Here is an 18,244-nt window from a genome sequence, read left to right on the forward strand (position 1 = left end):
TTGAACTTCGACACGCCGCCCCGCCTCAGTGTGGAAGCTGGTCAGCAAGGCAAGGTGGTTCGGCTCTCGGGCCAGTGGACCGCGCTTGCGCTCGCGCGCGACCGGGCCAAGAGCGGTGTGACGCGGCGGCTGCGCGCGGTCGGGCGCGAAGCCATCAGCCAATGGGATCTGCTGTCGGTCGAGCGGCTCGATCACGTCGGCGGACAAGCGCTCTGGCGCGTGTGGGGCCGCCGCATGCCGGCGACCATCGCGCTGTCGGACACGCAACGCGAAATCTTCGAACGCGTCGCGCTGCTCGACGCCGAACGCGAAGAGCCCGAAGTCGTCACGCGCACCAACCCGGTCACGCGGCTCGGGGAACTGATCTTCGGCTTCTTCGACCATCTGCAAGGCGGCCTGTCGATGTTCGGCGGCTTCGTCCTCGATCTCTTCGGGCTCGTGCGGCGGCCGAGGCGCATTCCCTGGGTCGAAATCTCCGCGAACATCTACAGCGCCGGCGCGCAGGCGCTCGCCATCACCGCGCTGGTCGCGTTCCTGATCGGCATCGTGCTCAGTTATCTGTCGGCGCAGCAGTTGCGCGTGTTCGGCGCGAATCAGTACATCGTGAATATTCTCGGACTCTCGGTGATCCGCGAACTCGGGCCGGTGCTCTCCGCGATTCTCGTCGCCGGACGCTCGGGTTCGGCCATCACCGCGCAGATCGGCGTCATGCGAGTGACGGAAGAACTCGATGCCATGCAGGTCATGGGTATCCCGCACGGTCTGCGGCTCGTCTTGCCGCGCGTGATCGCGCTCGGTATCGCCATGCCGCTGCTCGTCATGTGGACCAACATCATCGCGCTGACGGGCGGCGCGGTCGCGGCGAAGCTCGTGTTGTCCATCGACATCTCGTTCTTCATCCGCTCGCTGCCTTCGGTCGTGCCTATCGCCAATTTGTGGATCGGACTCGGCAAAGGCGTGGTGTTCGGCATGCTGATCGCGCTTGCCGCGTGTCACTTCGGCTTTCGCATCAAGGCGAATTCGCAGAGTCTCGGCGAAGGCACGACGACTTCCGTGGTCAGTTCCATCACCATCGTGATTCTCGCGGATGCCGTCTTCGCCATCCTGTTTCAGAACGTGGGGCTATAGGCGCATATGTCGACGACCCTTGCCACTGCCGTTCGTCATCAGCCGCCGCCCGTCATCGCCGAGCCAGTGATCGAAGTGCGCGACGTCACCAAGCGCTATGGCCGAACGGTGATTCACGAGCATCTGAATCTGGATGTGCGGCGCGGCGAGATCGTCGCGTTGCTGGGCGGCTCGGGCTCGGGCAAGACCACGCTCGTGCGGCAGATTCTCGGCCTCGAATCGCCGACTTCGGGCAGTATCCGCGTGCTCGGCGAGGAATGGGCGCACATGGACGACGAAACCGCGAAAATGATGCGCACGCGTTCCGGCATGATGTTTCAGCAAGGCGCGCTGTTCTCGTCGCTTTCGGTGTACGACAACATCGCGCAGCCGTTTCGCGAGCTCGGCAAGATTCCCGAAGACCTGATCCGCGAATTCGTCATGCTCAAGCTGGAAATGGTCGGGCTGTCGTGCAAGCACGCGAGCAAGATGCCGTCGGCGTTATCGGGCGGAATGGTGAAGCGCGTGGGCATCGCGCGGGCCATTGCGCTGGAACCGGAACTGCTGTTTCTCGACGAACCCACCGCCGGTCTCGATCCGAAGGCCTCCGATGAATTCGTCGATCTCATCGCGACCCTGCATCGCGCGCTCGGGCTGACTGTCGTGCTCGTCACACACGATCTCGATACCATGGTCGCGCTGTCCACCCGTGTCGCCGTGCTGGCGGACCGGCGCGTACTGGTCGCGGCCCCCGTGGAAGAAGCGTGCGCGGTGGATCATCCGTTCATCCGCGAATATTTCCTGGGGCGGCGGGGCCGGCGCGCATTGCAGGCGCTGCCGCCCGAACGCCGCGCAAAGCTGCCCGCCGCCGCGCTGGAGGACGCGACCATCAGCGTCAACAAATGAGCACCTCCCGCCAACGACGCGAAGGCCACCGCACGCGCGAGCCAGCAAGCAAAGGAACATGACGATGGAAAACAAATCACATGCGTTCTGGACCGGACTGTTCACCATCGTTCTCGTGCTCGCCATTGCGTTCGCGGTGTTCTTCTTCAACGTGGACCGCACGGTGCGCGTGCCTTACGACCTCATCGCCCGCACCAACGTGACCGGGCTTTTTACGGACGCCTCCGTGCGTTATCGCGGTCTCGGCGTCGGCAAGGTGCAGTCCATTCGCTTCGATAAAGCGCATCCCGGGCAGATCCGCATTCGCATTCTCGTCGACCAGAACGCGCCGATGACGCATTCCACCTTCGCCACGCTCGGCTTTCAGGGCGTGACGGGCATCGCGTTCGTGCAGCTCGACGACACGGGGAAAGATCCGAGCGCGTTGCCATCGTCGGCGCAGAACGTGGCCGAAGTGCCGATGCGTCCCGGTCTCTTCGAACAATTGCAGGAGCGCGGCGACGTTATTCTGAAGCGCTTCGAACGCCTCTCCGAAGATGCCGACAAGTTCCTCTCCGACGATGTGCGCGTCCAGTTGCTCGACACGACGAAGAGCCTGAAAAATGCCGCCGACGGCATTGCGACACTTACCAATCAGGTGTCGCCCGCGACCGAGCATTTGCCGCAGACGCTCAAGCAACTCGACCGCACGCTGGCATCGACCAATACGCTGATTCAAAACCTGAACCGGCCCGACGGCCCGTTCGTCACCAATCTGAACAAGGCAGGCAACGCGGCCGACCAGGCGGCTGCGGCGCTCACCGACATGAACGAGTCGCTGCGCAACGTGACGGCGCGCGTGGGCTTCGAAGCGTTGCCGCGCCTTTACTCGTTCACCGACGACGTCGGCAGCGCCGCGCGTTCCGTCGACCGCGCCGCCGATGCATTCAGCACCAATCCGCGCAGCGTGTTGTTCGGCGCGCCGCAGAAGTCGCCGGGGCCGGGCGAACCGGGTTTCGCGTGGCCCGCAAGCCCGACGCCGACGGCGCATTGACGTGATTCGAAGGAACGCTATGCATAACGACCACCGCAACATGACGATGACCGCCGCGCTCGCGCTCGCCTGCATGACGATGCTCGCGGCGTGCGCGTCCACGCCATCGGCGATGCCGAACGTGCGCTACGACCTGGGCGTCGCGCCCGCCATCGACCAGAGCGCGAACAGCACGCCGGCTACCACGCCGCCGGTCAAGGTGCTGGCCGTTAGCGCGCCGCGCAATCTCGAAACGGACGACTTCATCTACCGGCTCAGTTATGTCGATGCACAACGCACCGGCAACTATTCGAACAGTCACTGGACGATGCCGCCCGCGCAACTCCTGACGCAACGTCTGCGCGACAGCTTGTCGGCGCGCGGTCCGGTTCTTACGGGCGCCGATCCGGTGCGCGCGGCCTTGCTCGAAGTCGAACTCACGCGTTTTGAGCAAGTCTTCGATGCGCCCGAGCGCAGCCACGGTCTGGTCGCGGTGCGCGCGACGCTCACGCAGCAAGGACGCGTCGTCGCACAACGCAGCTTCAGCACCGAAGCGAGCGCGCCCACCGGCGACGCGGCGGGCGGCGCACGCGCGCTCGCCGCCGCGTCCGACGAGATGATTTCGCAACTCAGCGCGTGGCTCGACAAGCAGCCGCTCACCGCCGCCGCACAATGAGGCATTCGCGCGGCTCATGACGATCAAGCAATGGCAGCGCCGCCCGTCGGCGTTTTCCCGGCAGGCGCTCGCCGCTTACGCGACGCTCGTGGTCTATGCGTCGCTGTATCCGTTTTCGGGCTGGCGCACGCTCGGCATCGGGCCGTTTGCTTTCATCGCCGATCCCTTGCCGCAGTATCTGACCGCGTTCGATGTCATCACCAACGTGCTCGGCTACATGCCGCTCGGCGCGTTGATCGTGCTGGCGCTTTATCCGCGCTTCAGGGGATCGGTGGCGGTGTGTCTCGCGCTCTTCGGCGGCGCGCTTCTGTCGGGCGCGATGGAAGCCATCCAGACTTACTTGCCGACGCGCGTCGCCTCCAATCTCGATCTCGCCGCCAATGCGTTCGGCGCGCTCGTCGGCGGCGTGCTGATCGCGCCCGCGACGAGTGCGCTGCTCGATCGCGGCTGGCTCAGGCGCATCCGCTTCACCTGGTTCGAGCGGCACGCGGCGTATGTGATCGGATTGACGGCGCTGTGGCCGTTCGCCGGCATGTTCCCCGCGCCTTATCTGTTCGGCGGTGGCGACCTGCCGCGCGCGCTTTGGGACGGGCTCGATCCCGCGATGCAGGACGCGATCCTCGCCTGGGCACCCGCCTCGTGGGACCTCGAAACCTGGTCGGACCGGCTCGGCGCGCTCCTGCCCGACGACGCATGGGAAGCGATCATCACGTCGTGCAATCTGTATGCTGCGCTCGTACTTGCAACCTTGCTCACGCGCGAGCGCGCGCCCCGCATCCGGCTGATGCTCGGCCTGATCATCGCGACGTTGTTCGCCAAGGCGGCCGCGACGTTTCTGCAATCGCGCGCGGGACTTTTTTACGACTGGGCAACGGACGGTGCGCTCGAAGGCATTGCGATCGGCGCGCTGGCCGCCGTGCTGTCGGTTGCATTGCCACGCTCGTTGCGCGCCGTGCTTGCCGGCGCGGCGCTCGTCGCGGGGCTTGCGCTCGTCAATCTGCTGCCGCTGAATCCGTACTTCGACATCGTGCTGGCCGACTGGCGGCAAGGGCGCTATCTGCACTTCAACGGCCTTCTGCACTGGCTAGCGTGGGTGTGGCCTTACGCGGCGCTCGGCTGGCTCGCGTCGGCGGCGGAGCGCGCGTGGCTCGCGCGGCGGCGGGCGCGGGCCGGGTAGGCATGAACATCGCTCGCTATAATCGATCCGAACACACTCGAGGCCCCACGCCATGGACTCTTTCTACAAGTACCACGTGTTCTTCTGCCTAAATCAGCGCGATGCCGACGCCGCGCGCCCGAGCTGCGCCAATTGCAACGCGCAGCAAATGCAGGAACACGCGAAGAAGCGCGTGAAGAAACTCGGCCTCGCGGGCGAGGGCAACGTGCGCATCAACAAGGCTGGCTGTCTCGACCGATGCGAACTTGGACCCGTGCTCGTCGTGTATCCGGAAGGCACGTGGTACACGTATATCGACGAAACCGACATCGACGAGATCGTCGATTCGCATCTTGCGAACGGCAAGATCGTCGAGCGCCTTCTGATCGATCAACCCGCGTGACCGCTTGTGACCCAGACTCAGTAACCCGATGAACGCGCAAACCGAAAAATTCCTGATCGACGGTCCAGTGGGCAAGATCGAAGTCGCGCTCGACCGGACCGATGCCGCCGATAAAGCGCCGCGCGGAATCGCGCTCGTCGCGCATCCGCATCCGCTCTTCGGCGGCACGATGGACAACAAGGTCGCGCAGACGCTCGCGCGTACCTTCGTGCAACTCGGTTACACGACGTATCGCTCGAACTTTCGGGGCGTCGGCCAGTCGGCGGGCGAGCACGACAACGGTATCGGCGAACAGGACGACTTGCTCGCGCTCATCGACCACATGCGCGCGCAGCCGGGTCAGGAAGACGTGCCGCTCGTGCTCGCGGGCTTTTCGTTCGGCACCTTCGTGCTGTCGCATGTCGCGAAGCGGCTCGTCGAAAGCGGCAAGAGCATCGAGCGCATGGTCTTTGCGGGCACCGCTGCGAGCCGCTGGGAAGTCGCGCCCGTGCCCGAAAGCACGCTCGTGATCCACGGCGAAGTGGACGAGACCGTGCCCATTTCCTCCGTCTACGACTGGGCGCGCCCGCAGGAATTGCCGGTTGTCGTGATACCGGGCGGCGAGCATTTCTTCCATCGCAAACTGCATGTTTTGAAACGCATCATCGTCGATGCCTGGCGCTGAAAGAGCGTTTCAATCTCGTCGTCATCGAGCGTTTCGCCGCGCGAATCGGCGCTCGAATGGCTATCGGCGTATTCCCTCGAATTGCGGCGCGGCAAACGTGAAAACACGCGTCTTGTCCGTAGATTCATCGGAAACCGCACCCTCGGCGCGCGTATAATGACGCAGAATTTTTTGCTGCGAGCGTGAGCAAACGTCCTGCCGAATGGCCTTTCATGTTGCGTGACGCAGCGAAGACCTGGCGCCCGAGCGCGCAAGCTTTCATGCGGGCTCACGCGATATTCGAAGACCTGCGTTTCGTACCCATGTTGCCCGGGCGTCGGAACGCTCACGGTTTTCTCCGCGTGCGCGGCGATAGACTTCGATGGCGCGTCCGTCTGTCGAGTAAGCGCGAGTTCGCATGACCAGTCGAAGACCATTGGCTGGCAGCACGAGCAACTAGCGCGACCGGTATCGACGGTCCACCTGTTCAACCCGCGTTTCGCCAACGCCGATCACACCCGGCGAAACGCCGATGCTTCTTCTTCCGACCGATCCTATGCGCTTTTTCCCTTCCGGCTTGTCTGTTTCTCCCGTTTCCGCAATTGAGCGTCGCACGTTGCAAGCCGCTATCGTGATGCCCGCCGTGCTCGCCGCCGCGAGCGCCTTTGCGCAAGTCCCGCCGCCGGACGTCACCGCGCATTCGTGGGTGCTCGTCGACGCCACCAGCAACCAGGTGCTCGCATCGGGCAATCCGGATGAGCGTGTGGAACCGGCATCGCTCACCAAGCTGATGACCGCATACCTCGTCTTCGACGCGTTGAAGTCGAAGAAGATCAACATGGACCAGACGGTGATGCCGACCGAGGCCGTGCGCCGCGTGAAGACGGACGAGTCGCGCATGTTCATCGAGGCGAACAAGCCGGTAACCGTGCATGACCTGGTCTACGGCATGATCATCCAGTCGGGCAACGACGCGGCCATCGCGCTTGCCGAACTCGTCGGCGGCAGCGAAGGCAACTTCGTCACGCTGATGAACGCCGGCGCCAAGCGCATTGGCATGAAGCACACCAATTTCGCCGATGTAAACGGCATGCCCGACCCGCAGCACTACACGACGGCGGGCGACCTGGCGGTGCTGTCCACGCGCCTCATCCGCGACTTCCCTGAGTACTACAGCATCTTCTCGGTACGCGACTTCACGTACAACAAGATCAAGCAGCCGAATCGCAATCGTCTTCTGTGGCTCGATCCTTCCGTCGACGGTCTCAAGACTGGTCACACCAAGGCGGCGGGATATTGCCTGATCGCGACGGCCAAGCGTCCGCTCGTCGGCACGCCCGATGCGAGCCGCCGTCTGGTCGCCGTGATGATGGGCGAGCCGAAGGAATCCGCGCGCGTGCAAGACAGCCTGAAGATGCTGAACTACGGTTACACGGCCTACGACGCGGTGCGTCTCTTCAAGGCGAATCAGGTGATCGAATCGCCGCGCGTTTATAAGGGCGCGTCCGACAACGTGCAGGCGGGCGTCGAGACGGATCAGTACATCACCGTGCCTAAGGGTCTCGGCGAAAAGGTCAAGCCCACGGTCACGCGTAACGATTTGCTGATCGCGCCTATCAAGAAGGGCCAGCAGATCGGCACCGTCAAGATGGTCGCGGACGGCAAGGACGTCGCGCAGTTCCCGCTGGTCGCGCTGCAGGACGTGCCGGAAGCCGGCATCTTCGGCCGCTTGTGGGATTCGGCTTTGTTGATGTGGCAAAAGCGTAAGTAAGGAGCAGGTTCGATGAGCATCGCCGAAGACTTCGACCCAACGGTCTATCTGAACGGAGAGTGGGGGCCGCTTTCCGAAGCGCGCATTCCGGTGCTGGACCGGGGCTTCATTTTCGGCGATGGCATCTACGAAGTCGTGCCGCTCTACGCGCAGGCAAACGGCGAGCGTCTGCCGTTTCGCCTGACTCAGCATCTCGCGCGACTCGAACGCAGTCTCGGCAAGATCAGCATCGCCAATCCTTTCGACGATGCCGGCTGGCGCGCGTTGATCGCCCGTGCGATCGAAGCGAACGCCGGCGCCGGCGATGCGCTCGTCTACATCCAGGTCACGCGCGGCGTGGCGAAGCGGCGCGGCCACGCCTTTCCGGCGGGCATCACGCCGACCGTGTTTGTCATGGTCGGACAACTCGTGTTTCCGAGCGTCGAGGCGCGGGCTCGCGGCGCGGCCGCCGTCACCGCCGAAGACAAGCGCTGGCTGCATTGCGATATCAAATCGACCTCGCTTCTCGGCAATGTGCTCATGGCGCAGCACGCCGCCGAACACGACGCGCTGGAAACCATCCAGTTGCGCGACGGCTTGCTAACCGAAGGTTCGTCCTCAAATGTCTGGGTAGTAAAAGGCGGCACGCTCCTCGGCGCGCCGCGTGGACCGCGCATTCTGGAAGGCATCCGTTACAGCCTCATCGAAGAGTTGGCGAAGGAAGCGGGCATCGTGTTCGAGGAACGTGACATCACCGAAGCCGAACTGCGCGCGGCCGATGAACTCATGATCAGTTCGGCGACCAAAGAGGTCATGCCGATTACGACGCTCGACGGTCAGCGCGTTGGCGACGGCCGGCCCGGCGCGGCTTATGCTGCGCTGTATGGCGCTTATCAGCGAGCCAAGACGCGCGAGTTCGGCCTGTGAGCGAACCGCGCCATGCGAAGGAGAAAGCCATGTCCGAATCCAAACCCCAAACCGCCGCAAACCCCGACATCGACGCGTTGTTCAACTTTCCGTGCGACTTTCCGATCAAGGTGATGGGCAAGACGCATCCGGAGTTTCAGGACGCGATCGTCAACGTACTGCGTGAATACGACAACGAGTTTCACGACGGGCGCGTCGAAGCGCGGCCTTCGTCGGGCGGCAATTACACCGGCCTGACTTGCACTGTGCGCGCGCAGAACCGCGCGCATCTGGACGACATCTATCGCGCGCTGACCGGCCATCCCATGGTCAAGGTAGTGCTTTGAGCGTGCTTTCGGGTGCGTCGCAGACTGCGGGCGTGCGTTCGTAGAGCTGCCGGAACTGCTCGGCTTCGTCGAAAATCCAGTTGCGAAATGCCTGCACGCGCGCGGTTTGCATCGCCGCGGGCGGGCAGACGAAGAAATAGGTCCACGGGCTCGGACCATCCACGTTGAATAGCCGCACGAGCCTTCCCGCAATGATTTCCTGCATCGCCAGCGACCTTCGCACCAGCGCGACTCCTTGACAGTCGATCGCCGCCTGCAGCAGATTCGACGAATCCTCATACAGAACGCCGCGCTTCGGTTCCGGCGTTTCAGTCAGGCCGGCGGCGTCGAACCACGGGCGCCACAACTCGTCGTTCGAACGCAGCAGCGGCAGGTTCGCCAGATCGGCCGGCGTGCGCGGCAGATTGCCGCCGTTGAAGCGCGGCGAACACGCGGGGAAGAACACTTCGTCGAGCAACTCTTCTGTATGCAGACCGGCGTATTTGCCGTAGCCGAAGCGAATCGCGAGGTCCACGTCGTCGCGATTGAAGTCGATGAGCGCGTTCGTCGAGTGCAGTTCCAGATCCACTTCCGGATGCTTCTCGATGAATTTGCCCACGCGCGGCGTCAGCCAGCGCGCCGAGAACGACGAAAGCATCGACACGATCAAGCGACGGTCTCGGTCGCCGGAACGAATTCGTCGTGTGGATTCGGCCAGCGAAAGGAGCGAGGCCCGCACTTCGACGGCGTACTGGCGGCCGCGATCGGTCAGGCGCACGCGCTTGCCGTCGCGCGCGAAAAGCGGCACGCCCAGTTCGGCTTCGAGTGCGCGAATCTGATGGCTCACCGCACCGTGCGTCACGAAAAGCTCGTCGGCGGCGCGCGAAAAACTCTCATGACGCGCGGCGGCTTCGAACGCTCGAAGCGCATTCAGAGCGGGCAACTGGCGCAAATCTGTATGGATAGTCTGAGGGTCGGTTGTCAATCTGGCTCACATAGCAGTGAAAATTGATCGTTTGGTTCAACGCCTTGTCACGCCTAGGATTGTAGTCATCGAAACGTTCCTTTTGCGGAGTGGATCATGCGAGAAATATCAACAAGCGTCATGTTCGAAATCAAGCCGGGCGAAACGGTGCCGATGCGCATCGTGCGTGGCACGCGGCTTTCGGTGCAAGGCAGCACGGTCTGGGCGACGCGCAGCAACGACACCGAAGACTATTGGCTCGTGCCCGGCGACCAGCTCAAGTTGCGCGAACGCGAACGCCTATGGCTTTCGGTGGACGGCGACCGCCCCGCGCAAGTCGTCTTCACCATTGTGCCGCGCTGCGACGAGCGCGCGATCCACTGGGTATCGACGAGCATCGAACGTCTCGCGCAGCGGTTGCGTTCGGGCTGGCGCACGGTCTGAAGCGCGGTCCGGCGCATTATCTTCGGGTTCAGCGTCGGCGGGCATCGAGCGATTTCGGTAAACTATCGGAATCATGTCCGCCATTTCCACCGCTTTCGCGCCGGAACGCTCCACTCCCGCCGAACCGTCCAGCGTCTTCCGCTTCGGCGACCATCCGGTCACTTTGCGCTGGCGCGGCTTAGAGCCTTATCAGGAAAGCTTCGACGCGATGCGCGCCTTCACCGACGCGCGCACGGCCGAGACGCAAGACGAAATCTGGCTCGTCGAGCATCCGCGCGTGTTCACGCTCGGACTTGCCGGCAACCCGGCGCATCTGCTCCTGGCCGACAGCGGCATTCCGCTCATCAAGGTGGATCGCGGCGGACAAATTACCTATCACGGGCCTGGTCAGATCGTGGCCTATCTGCTGCTCGATCTGCGGCGTCGCAAGCTGATGGTGCGTGAACTGGTGCGCCGGATCGAAGAGGCCGTGATCGAAACCCTTGCATCGTATAATCTTGTCACGGATCGTAAGGTCGGCGCGCCTGGCATTTATGTCGCGAAGCCTTCCGCGCTGCACACGGAACTGGGCGCCAACGCCAATTCACACGCGCTGCACGAAGGCGCGAAGATCGCCGCGCTGGGACTCAAGATTCGCAACGGCTGCAGTTATCACGGCGTGAGTCTCAATGTGAGGATGGACCTGCAGCCCTTCCTCGCGATCAACCCGTGTGGCTACGCGGGACTCGAAACGGTCGACATGGCGACGCTCGGCGTCGAAGCCGACTGGCGCGACGTAGCCGCAACGCTCGCCGAACGGCTGGCGCATCAGATCGACGGCGTTCCTGCTGCCGCCGCACAATTGCACGACGGCGCCGCCGTCCAAGCAGACTCAAACGGATCAAGCGAATGACTGACGCAACCGCAAATCTTGCTGGATCGACCGACGGCAACACCGCCGTTCCGCCCGCCGCCTACGACGCCACCGCGAAGCAGAAGGCGCAGGCGAAAACCGCGCGCATCCCGATCAAGATCATCCCGATCGAAAAGCTCAAGAAGCCGGAATGGATTCGCGTACGCACGGCCACCGGCAGTTCGCGTTTCAACGAGATCAAGCAGATTCTGCGCGAACACAATCTGCATACGGTTTGCGAAGAAGCGAGCTGCCCGAATATCGGCGAGTGCTTCGGCAAGGGCACGGCCACGTTCATGATCATGGGCGACAAATGCACGCGCCGTTGTCCGTTCTGCGACGTGGGCCACGGCCGTCCAGACCCGCTCGATGCGGAAGAGCCGTTGAATCTCGCGCGCACCATCGGCGCGCTGAAGCTGAAGTACGTGGTGATCACGAGCGTGGATCGCGACGATCTGCGTGACGGCGGGGCGGCGCACTTCGTCGAGTGCATTCGGCAGGTGCGCGAGCATTCGCCGGAAACGCGCATCGAAATCTTGACGCCGGACTTTCGTGGCCGGCTGGATCGCGCGATCGGCATTTTGACCGCCGCGCCTCCAGACGTGATGAACCACAATCTGGAAACCGTGCCGCGTCTCTACAAGGAAGCGCGTCCGGGCTCGGATTATCATCATTCGCTCAAGCTCTTGAAGGACTTCAAGGCGCTGCATCCGGAGGTCGCGACCAAGTCCGGGCTGATGGTCGGTCTTGGCGAAACCGAGGAAGAAATTCTTCAGGTGATGCGCGATTTGCGCGCGCACGACGTCGACATGCTGACGATCGGCCAGTACCTGCAACCGTCGGAGCATCATCTGCCGGTGCGGGCTTACGTGCATCCGGACACGTTCAAGATGTACGAGGAAGAAGCGTACAAGATGGGCTTCACGCACGCGGCAGTCGGCGCGATGGTCCGTTCGAGCTATCACGCGGATTTGCAGGCGCATGGCGCTGGCGTGGTTTAAAGCTGCTTACTGCCTTTCCTGCATTTCGCACGAAGAAGAAAACCCACGGAGACCGTGGGTTTTTTTTTGGCGACAGCGCGCAGATGGCGTGAACTTCGCCCACACGAAGACGTCATGCCGAACGGCAACGAATAGTCCGAACTCCCGGACAAGCATTTTCCGGATTTCCGGAAAGCTGGATTGGCAATCGCCAAGGTCCTAAAAATATTCAGCTAAATCAGCAGGTTACGTAGCAAAAAAACTGGCATCGCCCTTGCAATAGAAGAATTACGGCCCGCGAAGCCGTCTATAAAAGTCAAGGAGACAAGCTGATGAATCCCTTCGCATCCATCCGTTCCTGAATCCGTCGACGTAGCGGCTCTCGCTCGAACGACGCGTTTCCGATGCTCGTCGCCAACACAATCGACACGCATCAAGCGTCAAAGCCCGCCGCTGGCTCTTTTTTCGCCAACTGCCTGACCTTTGCCTGGAACTATCGTGAAGAAACCTTTCTATAAAGTCCTGTACGTGCAGGTGCTCTTGGCCATCGCCATCGGTATCGCGCTCGGGCATTTCTATCCCGCTCTCGCCACCGACATGAAGCCGCTCGGCGATGGCTTCATCAAACTCATCAAGATGGTGATCGGGCCGATCATCTTCTGTACCGTCGTGACCGGTATTGCCGGCATGGAGGACATGAAGAAGGTCGGACGCGTCGGCGGCAAGGCGCTGCTGTATTTCGAAGTCGTCTCGACCTTCGCGCTCGTCCTCGGCCTCATCGCCACGCACGTGCTCAAGCCCGGCGTCGGCTTCAACGTCGATCCCGCGACGCTCGACCACAAGGCCGTCGAGTCGTTCGCGACCAAGGCGCACGGCCAGAGCACGGTCGATTTCTTCCTGCATATCATCCCCGACACGCTGATCTCCGCGTTCGCGCAAGGTGAAATCCTGCAGATTCTATTGATCGCGCTCCTGTTCGGCTCGGTGCTCGCGCATCTCGGCGAACGCGGCCGCGTGGTGACGAGCTTCATCGAAGGGCTGTCGAGCGTGCTGTTCGGCATGGTCGGCATCATCACGAAACTCGCGCCCATCGGTGCGTTCGGCGCGATGGCGTTCACCATCGGCAAGTACGGGATCGGCTCGCTGCTGCCCATGCTCAAGCTGATCGGCACGTTCTATCTGACGTCGATCGTCTTCGTGCTCGTGGTGCTCGGCACCATCGCGCGGATGGTGGGCTTCTCGATCCTGCGCTTCGTCGCTTACATCAAGGAAGAGATGCTGATCGTGCTCGGCACGAGTTCGTCCGAAGCCGCGTTGCCGCAACTGATGCTCAAGCTCGAAAAGCTCGGCTGCTCGCGCTCGGTCGTGGGTCTCGTCGTGCCGACGGGCTACTCGTTCAATCTCGACGGCACCAACATTTACATGACGATGGCGGTGCTGTTTATCGCGCAGGCAACCAACACGGACTTAAGCTGGGGCCAGCAATTGACGCTGCTCGCGGTGACCATGCTCACGTCCAAGGGCGCAAGCGGCGTGACCGGCGCGGGCTTCATCACGCTGGCGGCAACCCTTGCAGTCGTGCCGACCATTCCGCTCGCGGGCATGGTGCTGATTCTCGGCATCGACCGCTTCATGAGCGAATGCCGCGCGCTGACGAATATCGTCGGCAACGGCGTGGCGACGGTGGTGGTGTCGGCGTGGGAGAACGAGCTCGATCGCAACAAGCTGCGCGACGCGCTTAAGCACGGCGCGGCCGAGCACGAACCCGAAACCGTCGCTTAAAGCCGCGGAAAGCAGGCAGCCATGCACGCGGCGAAGCATCAGCCAACCGGCGCTTCGCCGCGGCCTTACATCGAAGGCGCGTATGCCACAATGGCAGATACTCATTTGCGGGAATCTGCTCACGTGTCGCGCCGCATCCTCGTGTTCTTCGCGCTCGCCGCTCTGCTTGCGGCGTGTTGCGCGCTCACCTGGCAGATCGCGTGGCGGCGGGGTATCGACGAGCTTCGGCTCAATGCCGCGGTGCGCGTGGATCGCACTACGAACACGCTCAAAAGCACGCTCGACCGCTACGAATATCTGCCGTATCTGCTGTCGCGCCATCCGCTCGTGCAGAACGTGCTCGACACGCCCGACCGCAACAACGTCGATCGCGCGAACCAGTATCTCGAAGACCTCAACCAGCGCGCGCACGCCACCGCGACTTATCTGATCCGCAAGGACGGCTTCTGCGTCGCCGCTAGCAACTGGCGCGGACCGGACAGTTTTGTCGGCGTCGAATATCTTTTCAGACCTTATTTCGTCGATGCCGCGAAGGGCGGCGTCGGACGCTTTTTCGGGCTCGGCACCGTTTCGCTGGAACCGGGCTATTACATCTCGCAGCCGGTGTTCAAGGAAGGCACGCGCGAACTGATCGGCGTGGCGGTCGTGAAGCTCAATCTCGAATGGCTACAAGGCGCGGATGCCACGGAGCCGCTACTCGTCACCGACGACCACGGCGTGATCTTTCTTTCCTCGGTGCCTTCGTGGAAATATCACACCGTGAGGCCGTTGCCGCAAAGCGTCGAGGCGTCCGTCTATCAGACGCGCCAGTACGCGCAACAGCCCATCACGCCCTTGCCGATGACCATCGCAAAGACGCTCGAAGGCGGCGCGCAGATCGTGCGCGTCGGCGGCGGGCGCAATGCGCCGAGCTTTCTGGCGACGCGGCGTTCTATCGGCGAGCCCGACTGGCAGTTGATCACGATGGCGCCGCTCGATCCGGTCGAGAGCGCCGCGCAAAACGCGGTGGTCGTGACGGCCCTCGTATTCGTGTCGCTGTGTCTGCTGGCGTTTTACTGGCGCATGCGGCGCGCGCGCGTGCGCGAGATGATCCGCAGCCGCGAGATGCTGCAGACCGCGTATGCCGAACTGAATCAACGCGTCGCGGAACGCACAGCGGATCTGTCGGAGGCCAACGAGCAACTGACGAAGGAAGTCAACGAACGCACGCGCGCCGAACAGGACCTGCGTGCGGCGCACGACGAACTCATCCAGGCAAGCAAGCTCGCCGCGCTCGGGCAAATGGCGGCCGGCATCACGCATGAATTGAATCAGCCGCTTGCGGCTCTGCGTAGCTTTTCGGACAACACGCGCGTGTTGATCGAGCGCGGCGATCAGGCGGCGGCGCGCGAGAATCTCGAAGCGATTGCGTCGCTCACCGAGCGCATGGGCAAGATCACGAATCAGCTCAAGCTCTTCGTCGCGAAGGCGCGGCCGAAGAACGCGCGCACTGACGTCGCACGCGCGCTGCACAACACGCTCGCCATGCTGCGGCCGCGCATGAAGAACGTCGCGCTCGATATCGCGCCGGAGATCGAAGGCGAATGCGCGTCGGTCTTCGTGCGTTGCGAGGACTTGCGGCTGGAGCAAGTGCTCATCAACCTGATCGGCAACGCGCTCGATGCCGTCGCGTCCTGCGATGCCCCACGCATCGTCATGGAACTCGACGCGCGCGAAACCGTGGTCGAGATCGTGGTGCGCGACAACGGCCCCGGCATTCCCGCCGACGTGCTCCCGCGCCTTTTCGAGCCGTTCTTCACGACGAAGGAAACGGGTCACGGACTCGGTTTGGGACTCGCGATTTCGTCGGCGATCGCGCGAGATTATGGCGGTACGCTGATCGCGCGCAATCGCGTGGCGCCAATCGTCGCGGCCGGTCCCGAAGGCGGCACGCAAGCCGACGCCGACGGTTCCTACGGCGCCGAATTCGTACTGACGTTGCGCCGCGCCTGAAGGCCGGCGTGCATGAGGCAACACAAGGGGCAAGACCATGAGCACCGGTTCGCAGGTGATCTATATCGAAGACGACGAACTCGTGCGGCGCGCGAGCGTGCAGAGCCTGCAGCTCGCGGGCTTCGACGTGATCGGCCACGGCAGCGTCGAAGCGGCGGCGCGCGCCATCGACGCGAGTTATACGGGCGTGATCGTGAGCGATATCCGTTTGCCGGGCGCGAGCGGTCTCGACCTGCTCGCGCAATGCCGCGAGCGCGCGCCCGAAGTGCCGGTAATACTCGTCACCGGTCACGGCGACATTTCGATGGCCGTACAAGCCATGCGCGACGGCGCGTACGACTTCATCGAGAAGCCGTTTGCCTCCGAGCGGCTGATCGAAGCGGTACGCCGCGCGCTGGAGCGACGCACGCTGGTGCTCGAGAACCAGGCGCTGCGGCGCGAACTGGCGGGGCAGAGCCGCATCATCGGGCGCAGTCCGGCTATCGAACAAGTGCGGCGGCTGATCGCCAACGTGGCGCCGACGGATGCGTCCGTGCTCATCAACGGCGATACCGGCGCGGGCAAGGAACTGATCGCGCGCAGTCTGCACGATCTTTCGGCGCGCCGCGACAAGCCGTTCATCGCGGTGAATTGCGGCGCGTTGCCGGAGCAGATGTTTGAATCGGAGATGTTCGGCTACGAGGCCGGCGCGTTCACCGGCGCGCAGAAACGGCGCATCGGCAGGCTGGAGGCGGCATCGGGCGGCACGCTGTTCCTCGATGAAATCGAGAGCATGCCGCTCTCGCTTCAAGTGAAACTGCTGCGAGTGCTGCAGGACGGCGTGCTGGAGCGGCTCGGCTCGAATCAGCCGGTACGCGCGAATCTGCGCGTGGTGGCCGCCGCGAAAGGCGACATGAACGAACACGTCGCGGACGGCACGTTTCGCCGCGACTTGCTGTACCGGCTCAACGTCGTAACCATTTCACTGCCGCCGCTCAACGAGCGTCGCGAGGACATCGTGCCGCTTTTCGAACACTTTTTGCTCGATGCCGCCGTGCGCTACGAACGGCCTGCGCCGCTCATCACGGACCGTCAGCGCGCCGAACTCATGCAGCGCGAATGGCCTGGCAACGTGCGCGAACTGCGCAATGCGGCGGATCGCATGGTGCTCGGTGTCATCGACGATACGGGAGCCGCGCTCGATACGTCCACGCAGCCGCTCAAGGAACGCACGGAGCAATTCGAACGCGCGGTGATTGCACAGACGCTGGAGCAGTGCGGCGGGGCGGTGGCGGTGGCGGCTGATCGCCTGCAGCTAGGCAAGGCGACGCTCTACGAGAAGATCAAGCGGTATGGGATTGCGGTGAAGGGGGATGCTGAGCGGTAGGGTGCTGGCGCGTATTGGCTGGCTGGTTCGGGCTGGTCTTTAAGCCGGGCGAAAGTCGAATGGCGGATGAACGGTTCAACGCCCGTTCCTTGAATCGCTTTTTGCGCCGCGTTATTACCTAGATCCACCATCGAGCGCTGCTAGCCATACTGAGCGCCTCGGTACGCCGCACGCTCAAGCCAGTCGTAAGTTGTTCCCCAACGCGACGCCGCTTAGGGCGCTCGTTCTTTCAAGCCGCTCCAAGCGCCTTGCTGAGCAATGCATCCAACTCGGCAAAAGTCGGTTCGCCGACATAGCGCTTGAGAATCTTGCCGTCCTTGTCGACCACGAACGTCGTCGGCGTCAGTTGGACGTTGCCGAACTGTTTGGCGGCGCTGCCGTCGTCCATGGCGACCTTGAACGGCAGATTGCGCGTCTGCGCATAATTGCTGACGTACATCGGCGCGTCGTAATTCATGGCGACGGCCACGAATTCGAGCCCGCGACCCTTGAACTTGTTGTACGTGTCGATCATCTGGGGCATTTCCTTCATGCAGGTCTCGCAACTCGTCGCCCAGAAGTTGATGAGATAGACCTTGCCCTTGAGATCGTTCGATGTCGAAATCTTCTGCCCGGAAAGCAGCGTGAAGGTTGCATCGGGCACCTTCTGTTGTCCGCCGAACGCGAAATACCCCGTGCATGCGATCACGCCGGCGACGAGCGCCATTACAACGTAGCGCAACGGACTCTTGGCACGAGTCTGAGTATCTTGAGTGGCTTGGGACATGGCAACCTCGAACGGCTCGTAGTCGAGCGAAGCGCCTTGTAAGGCGCAACTGCAATGGGAAAGTGCTGGTTATTTTAGCGCCAAACGTGCGGCGCAGTCGTGACGCATCCGGTCGGCCGAACGAAATCCGGGTATCGCGGCGCGATAATGATGCTTTTCACGCAACGGTCAGC

Annotated in this window: 18 protein-coding genes; 16 read left to right on the forward strand and 2 right to left on the reverse strand. The window is 62.9% G+C overall.

What is annotated here, in order from left to right; translation table 11 throughout:
• The 10 genes from NCT03_RS01010 to NCT03_RS01055 all read left to right on the forward strand — a co-directional run bounded on the left by NCT03_RS01010 (position 1) and on the right by NCT03_RS01055 (position 8,906).
• Positions 1-1,128, forward strand: a complete 1,128-nt coding sequence (locus NCT03_RS01010) for an MlaE family ABC transporter permease (protein WP_244826845.1) — start codon at positions 1-3, stop codon at positions 1,126-1,128.
• Positions 1,129-1,134: 6 nt separating this feature from the next.
• Entirely contained in the window at positions 1,135-2,013 is an 879-nt protein-coding gene (locus NCT03_RS01015) for an ABC transporter ATP-binding protein (RefSeq protein ID WP_244826846.1), read from the forward strand.
• Between the two features lie 64 nt (positions 2,014-2,077).
• Positions 2,078-3,046 carry an MlaD family protein gene (locus NCT03_RS01020; RefSeq protein ID WP_244826847.1) on the forward strand — a complete coding sequence of 323 codons (969 nt, stop codon included), beginning with the start codon at positions 2,078-2,080 and terminating at the stop codon, positions 3,044-3,046.
• 19 nt (positions 3,047-3,065) lie between these two features.
• A complete protein-coding gene (locus tag NCT03_RS01025) occupies positions 3,066-3,701 on the forward strand; it encodes an ABC-type transport auxiliary lipoprotein family protein (protein WP_250491706.1) in 636 nt (211 codons plus the stop codon).
• Positions 3,702-3,717: 16 nt separating this feature from the next.
• Positions 3,718-4,878, forward strand: a complete 1,161-nt coding sequence (locus NCT03_RS01030) for a VanZ family protein (RefSeq protein WP_250491707.1) — start codon at positions 3,718-3,720, stop codon at positions 4,876-4,878.
• A 52-nt stretch (positions 4,879-4,930) separates the two neighbouring features.
• Positions 4,931-5,260 carry a (2Fe-2S) ferredoxin domain-containing protein gene (locus tag NCT03_RS01035; protein WP_244826850.1) on the forward strand — a complete coding sequence of 110 codons (330 nt, stop codon included), beginning with the start codon at positions 4,931-4,933 and terminating at the stop codon, positions 5,258-5,260.
• Between the two features lie 28 nt (positions 5,261-5,288).
• Positions 5,289-5,924 carry an alpha/beta hydrolase gene (locus NCT03_RS01040; protein WP_250491708.1) on the forward strand — a complete coding sequence of 212 codons (636 nt, stop codon included), beginning with the start codon at positions 5,289-5,291 and terminating at the stop codon, positions 5,922-5,924.
• Between the two features lie 535 nt (positions 5,925-6,459).
• On the forward strand, positions 6,460-7,674 hold the full coding sequence (locus tag NCT03_RS01045) for a D-alanyl-D-alanine carboxypeptidase family protein (RefSeq protein ID WP_502800337.1): 1,215 nt from the start codon (positions 6,460-6,462) through the stop codon (positions 7,672-7,674).
• Between the two features lie 12 nt (positions 7,675-7,686).
• Positions 7,687-8,580, forward strand: coding sequence for a D-amino acid aminotransferase (locus NCT03_RS01050; RefSeq protein WP_250491709.1), 894 nt, complete (start codon positions 7,687-7,689; stop codon positions 8,578-8,580).
• A gap of 29 nt (positions 8,581-8,609) precedes the next feature.
• Positions 8,610-8,906 (forward strand): DUF493 family protein, encoded by a 297-nt coding sequence (locus NCT03_RS01055; RefSeq protein ID WP_244826853.1) that lies wholly within the window; start codon positions 8,610-8,612, stop codon positions 8,904-8,906.
• Here the strand turns inward: NCT03_RS01055 and NCT03_RS01060 are convergent.
• Positions 8,890-9,870: a transcriptional regulator GcvA gene (locus NCT03_RS01060; RefSeq protein WP_250491710.1), complete on the reverse strand. Its 981-nt coding sequence runs from the start codon at positions 9,868-9,870 to the stop codon at positions 8,890-8,892. The genes NCT03_RS01055 and NCT03_RS01060 overlap by 17 nt on opposite strands.
• A 96-nt stretch (positions 9,871-9,966) precedes the next feature.
• On the opposite strand from NCT03_RS01060, the gene NCT03_RS01065 reads away from it, so the two are divergent.
• From NCT03_RS01065 to NCT03_RS01090, 6 genes are all read left to right on the forward strand, one after another.
• On the forward strand, positions 9,967-10,293 hold the full coding sequence (locus NCT03_RS01065; protein ID WP_244826854.1) for a DUF2917 domain-containing protein: 327 nt from the start codon (positions 9,967-9,969) through the stop codon (positions 10,291-10,293).
• 73 nt (positions 10,294-10,366) lie between these two features.
• Positions 10,367-11,185, forward strand: a complete 819-nt coding sequence (gene lipB, locus NCT03_RS01070) for a lipoyl(octanoyl) transferase LipB (RefSeq protein ID WP_250491711.1) — start codon at positions 10,367-10,369, stop codon at positions 11,183-11,185.
• A complete protein-coding gene (lipA, locus tag NCT03_RS01075) occupies positions 11,182-12,186 on the forward strand; it encodes a lipoyl synthase (RefSeq protein WP_244826855.1) in 1,005 nt (334 codons plus the stop codon). Before lipB ends, lipA begins: the two co-directional genes overlap by 4 nt.
• Before the next feature lie 477 nt (positions 12,187-12,663).
• Positions 12,664-13,947: a dicarboxylate/amino acid:cation symporter gene (locus NCT03_RS01080; RefSeq protein ID WP_244826856.1), complete on the forward strand. Its 1,284-nt coding sequence runs from the start codon at positions 12,664-12,666 to the stop codon at positions 13,945-13,947.
• A 21-nt stretch (positions 13,948-13,968) separates the two neighbouring features.
• The gene (locus NCT03_RS01085; RefSeq protein WP_244826857.1) at positions 13,969-15,939 is read left to right on the forward strand and encodes a sensor histidine kinase; all 1,971 of its coding nucleotides are present in this window, start codon (positions 13,969-13,971) and stop codon (positions 15,937-15,939) included.
• A 37-nt stretch (positions 15,940-15,976) separates the two neighbouring features.
• Positions 15,977-17,305, forward strand: coding sequence for a sigma-54-dependent transcriptional regulator (locus NCT03_RS01090; RefSeq protein WP_244826858.1), 1,329 nt, complete (start codon positions 15,977-15,979; stop codon positions 17,303-17,305).
• A gap of 229 nt (positions 17,306-17,534) precedes the next feature.
• On the opposite strand, the gene NCT03_RS01095 is transcribed toward NCT03_RS01090, so the two are convergent.
• Positions 17,535-18,071, reverse strand: coding sequence for a TlpA disulfide reductase family protein (locus NCT03_RS01095; protein WP_250491712.1), 537 nt, complete (start codon positions 18,069-18,071; stop codon positions 17,535-17,537).
• Positions 18,072-18,244 lie beyond the last annotated feature (173 nt).

Origin of the sequence: Caballeronia sp. GAWG1-1, assembly GCF_023631465.1 — a bacterium.
Classification (GTDB): domain Bacteria; phylum Pseudomonadota; class Gammaproteobacteria; order Burkholderiales; family Burkholderiaceae; genus Caballeronia.

Excerpts from the sequence above, each read along its gene's own strand:
- NCT03_RS01050 (WP_250491709.1), top strand. The coding sequence starts at position 7,687 with ATGAGCATCGCCGAAGACTTCGACCCAACGGTCTATCTGAACGGAGAG.
- NCT03_RS01020 (WP_244826847.1), top strand. The coding sequence starts at position 2,078 with ATGGAAAACAAATCACATGCGTTCTGGACCGGACTGTTCACCATCGTT.
- NCT03_RS01065 (WP_244826854.1), top strand. The coding sequence starts at position 9,967 with ATGCGAGAAATATCAACAAGCGTCATGTTCGAAATCAAGCCGGGCGAA.
- NCT03_RS01035 (WP_244826850.1), top strand. The coding sequence starts at position 4,931 with ATGGACTCTTTCTACAAGTACCACGTGTTCTTCTGCCTAAATCAGCGC.
- NCT03_RS01085 (WP_244826857.1), top strand. The coding sequence starts at position 13,969 with ATGCACGCGGCGAAGCATCAGCCAACCGGCGCTTCGCCGCGGCCTTAC.
- lipB (WP_250491711.1), top strand. The coding sequence starts at position 10,367 with ATGTCCGCCATTTCCACCGCTTTCGCGCCGGAACGCTCCACTCCCGCC.
- NCT03_RS01030 (WP_250491707.1), top strand. The coding sequence starts at position 3,718 with ATGACGATCAAGCAATGGCAGCGCCGCCCGTCGGCGTTTTCCCGGCAG.
- lipA (WP_244826855.1), top strand. The coding sequence starts at position 11,182 with ATGACTGACGCAACCGCAAATCTTGCTGGATCGACCGACGGCAACACC.
- NCT03_RS01040 (WP_250491708.1), top strand. The coding sequence starts at position 5,289 with ATGAACGCGCAAACCGAAAAATTCCTGATCGACGGTCCAGTGGGCAAG.
- NCT03_RS01015 (WP_244826846.1), top strand. The coding sequence starts at position 1,135 with ATGTCGACGACCCTTGCCACTGCCGTTCGTCATCAGCCGCCGCCCGTC.
- NCT03_RS01055 (WP_244826853.1), top strand. The coding sequence starts at position 8,610 with ATGTCCGAATCCAAACCCCAAACCGCCGCAAACCCCGACATCGACGCG.
- NCT03_RS01090 (WP_244826858.1), top strand. The coding sequence starts at position 15,977 with ATGAGCACCGGTTCGCAGGTGATCTATATCGAAGACGACGAACTCGTG.
- NCT03_RS01025 (WP_250491706.1), top strand. The coding sequence starts at position 3,066 with ATGCATAACGACCACCGCAACATGACGATGACCGCCGCGCTCGCGCTC.
- NCT03_RS01045 (WP_502800337.1), top strand. The coding sequence starts at position 6,460 with ATGCGCTTTTTCCCTTCCGGCTTGTCTGTTTCTCCCGTTTCCGCAATT.
- NCT03_RS01095 (WP_250491712.1), bottom strand. The coding sequence starts at position 18,071 with ATGTCCCAAGCCACTCAAGATACTCAGACTCGTGCCAAGAGTCCGTTG.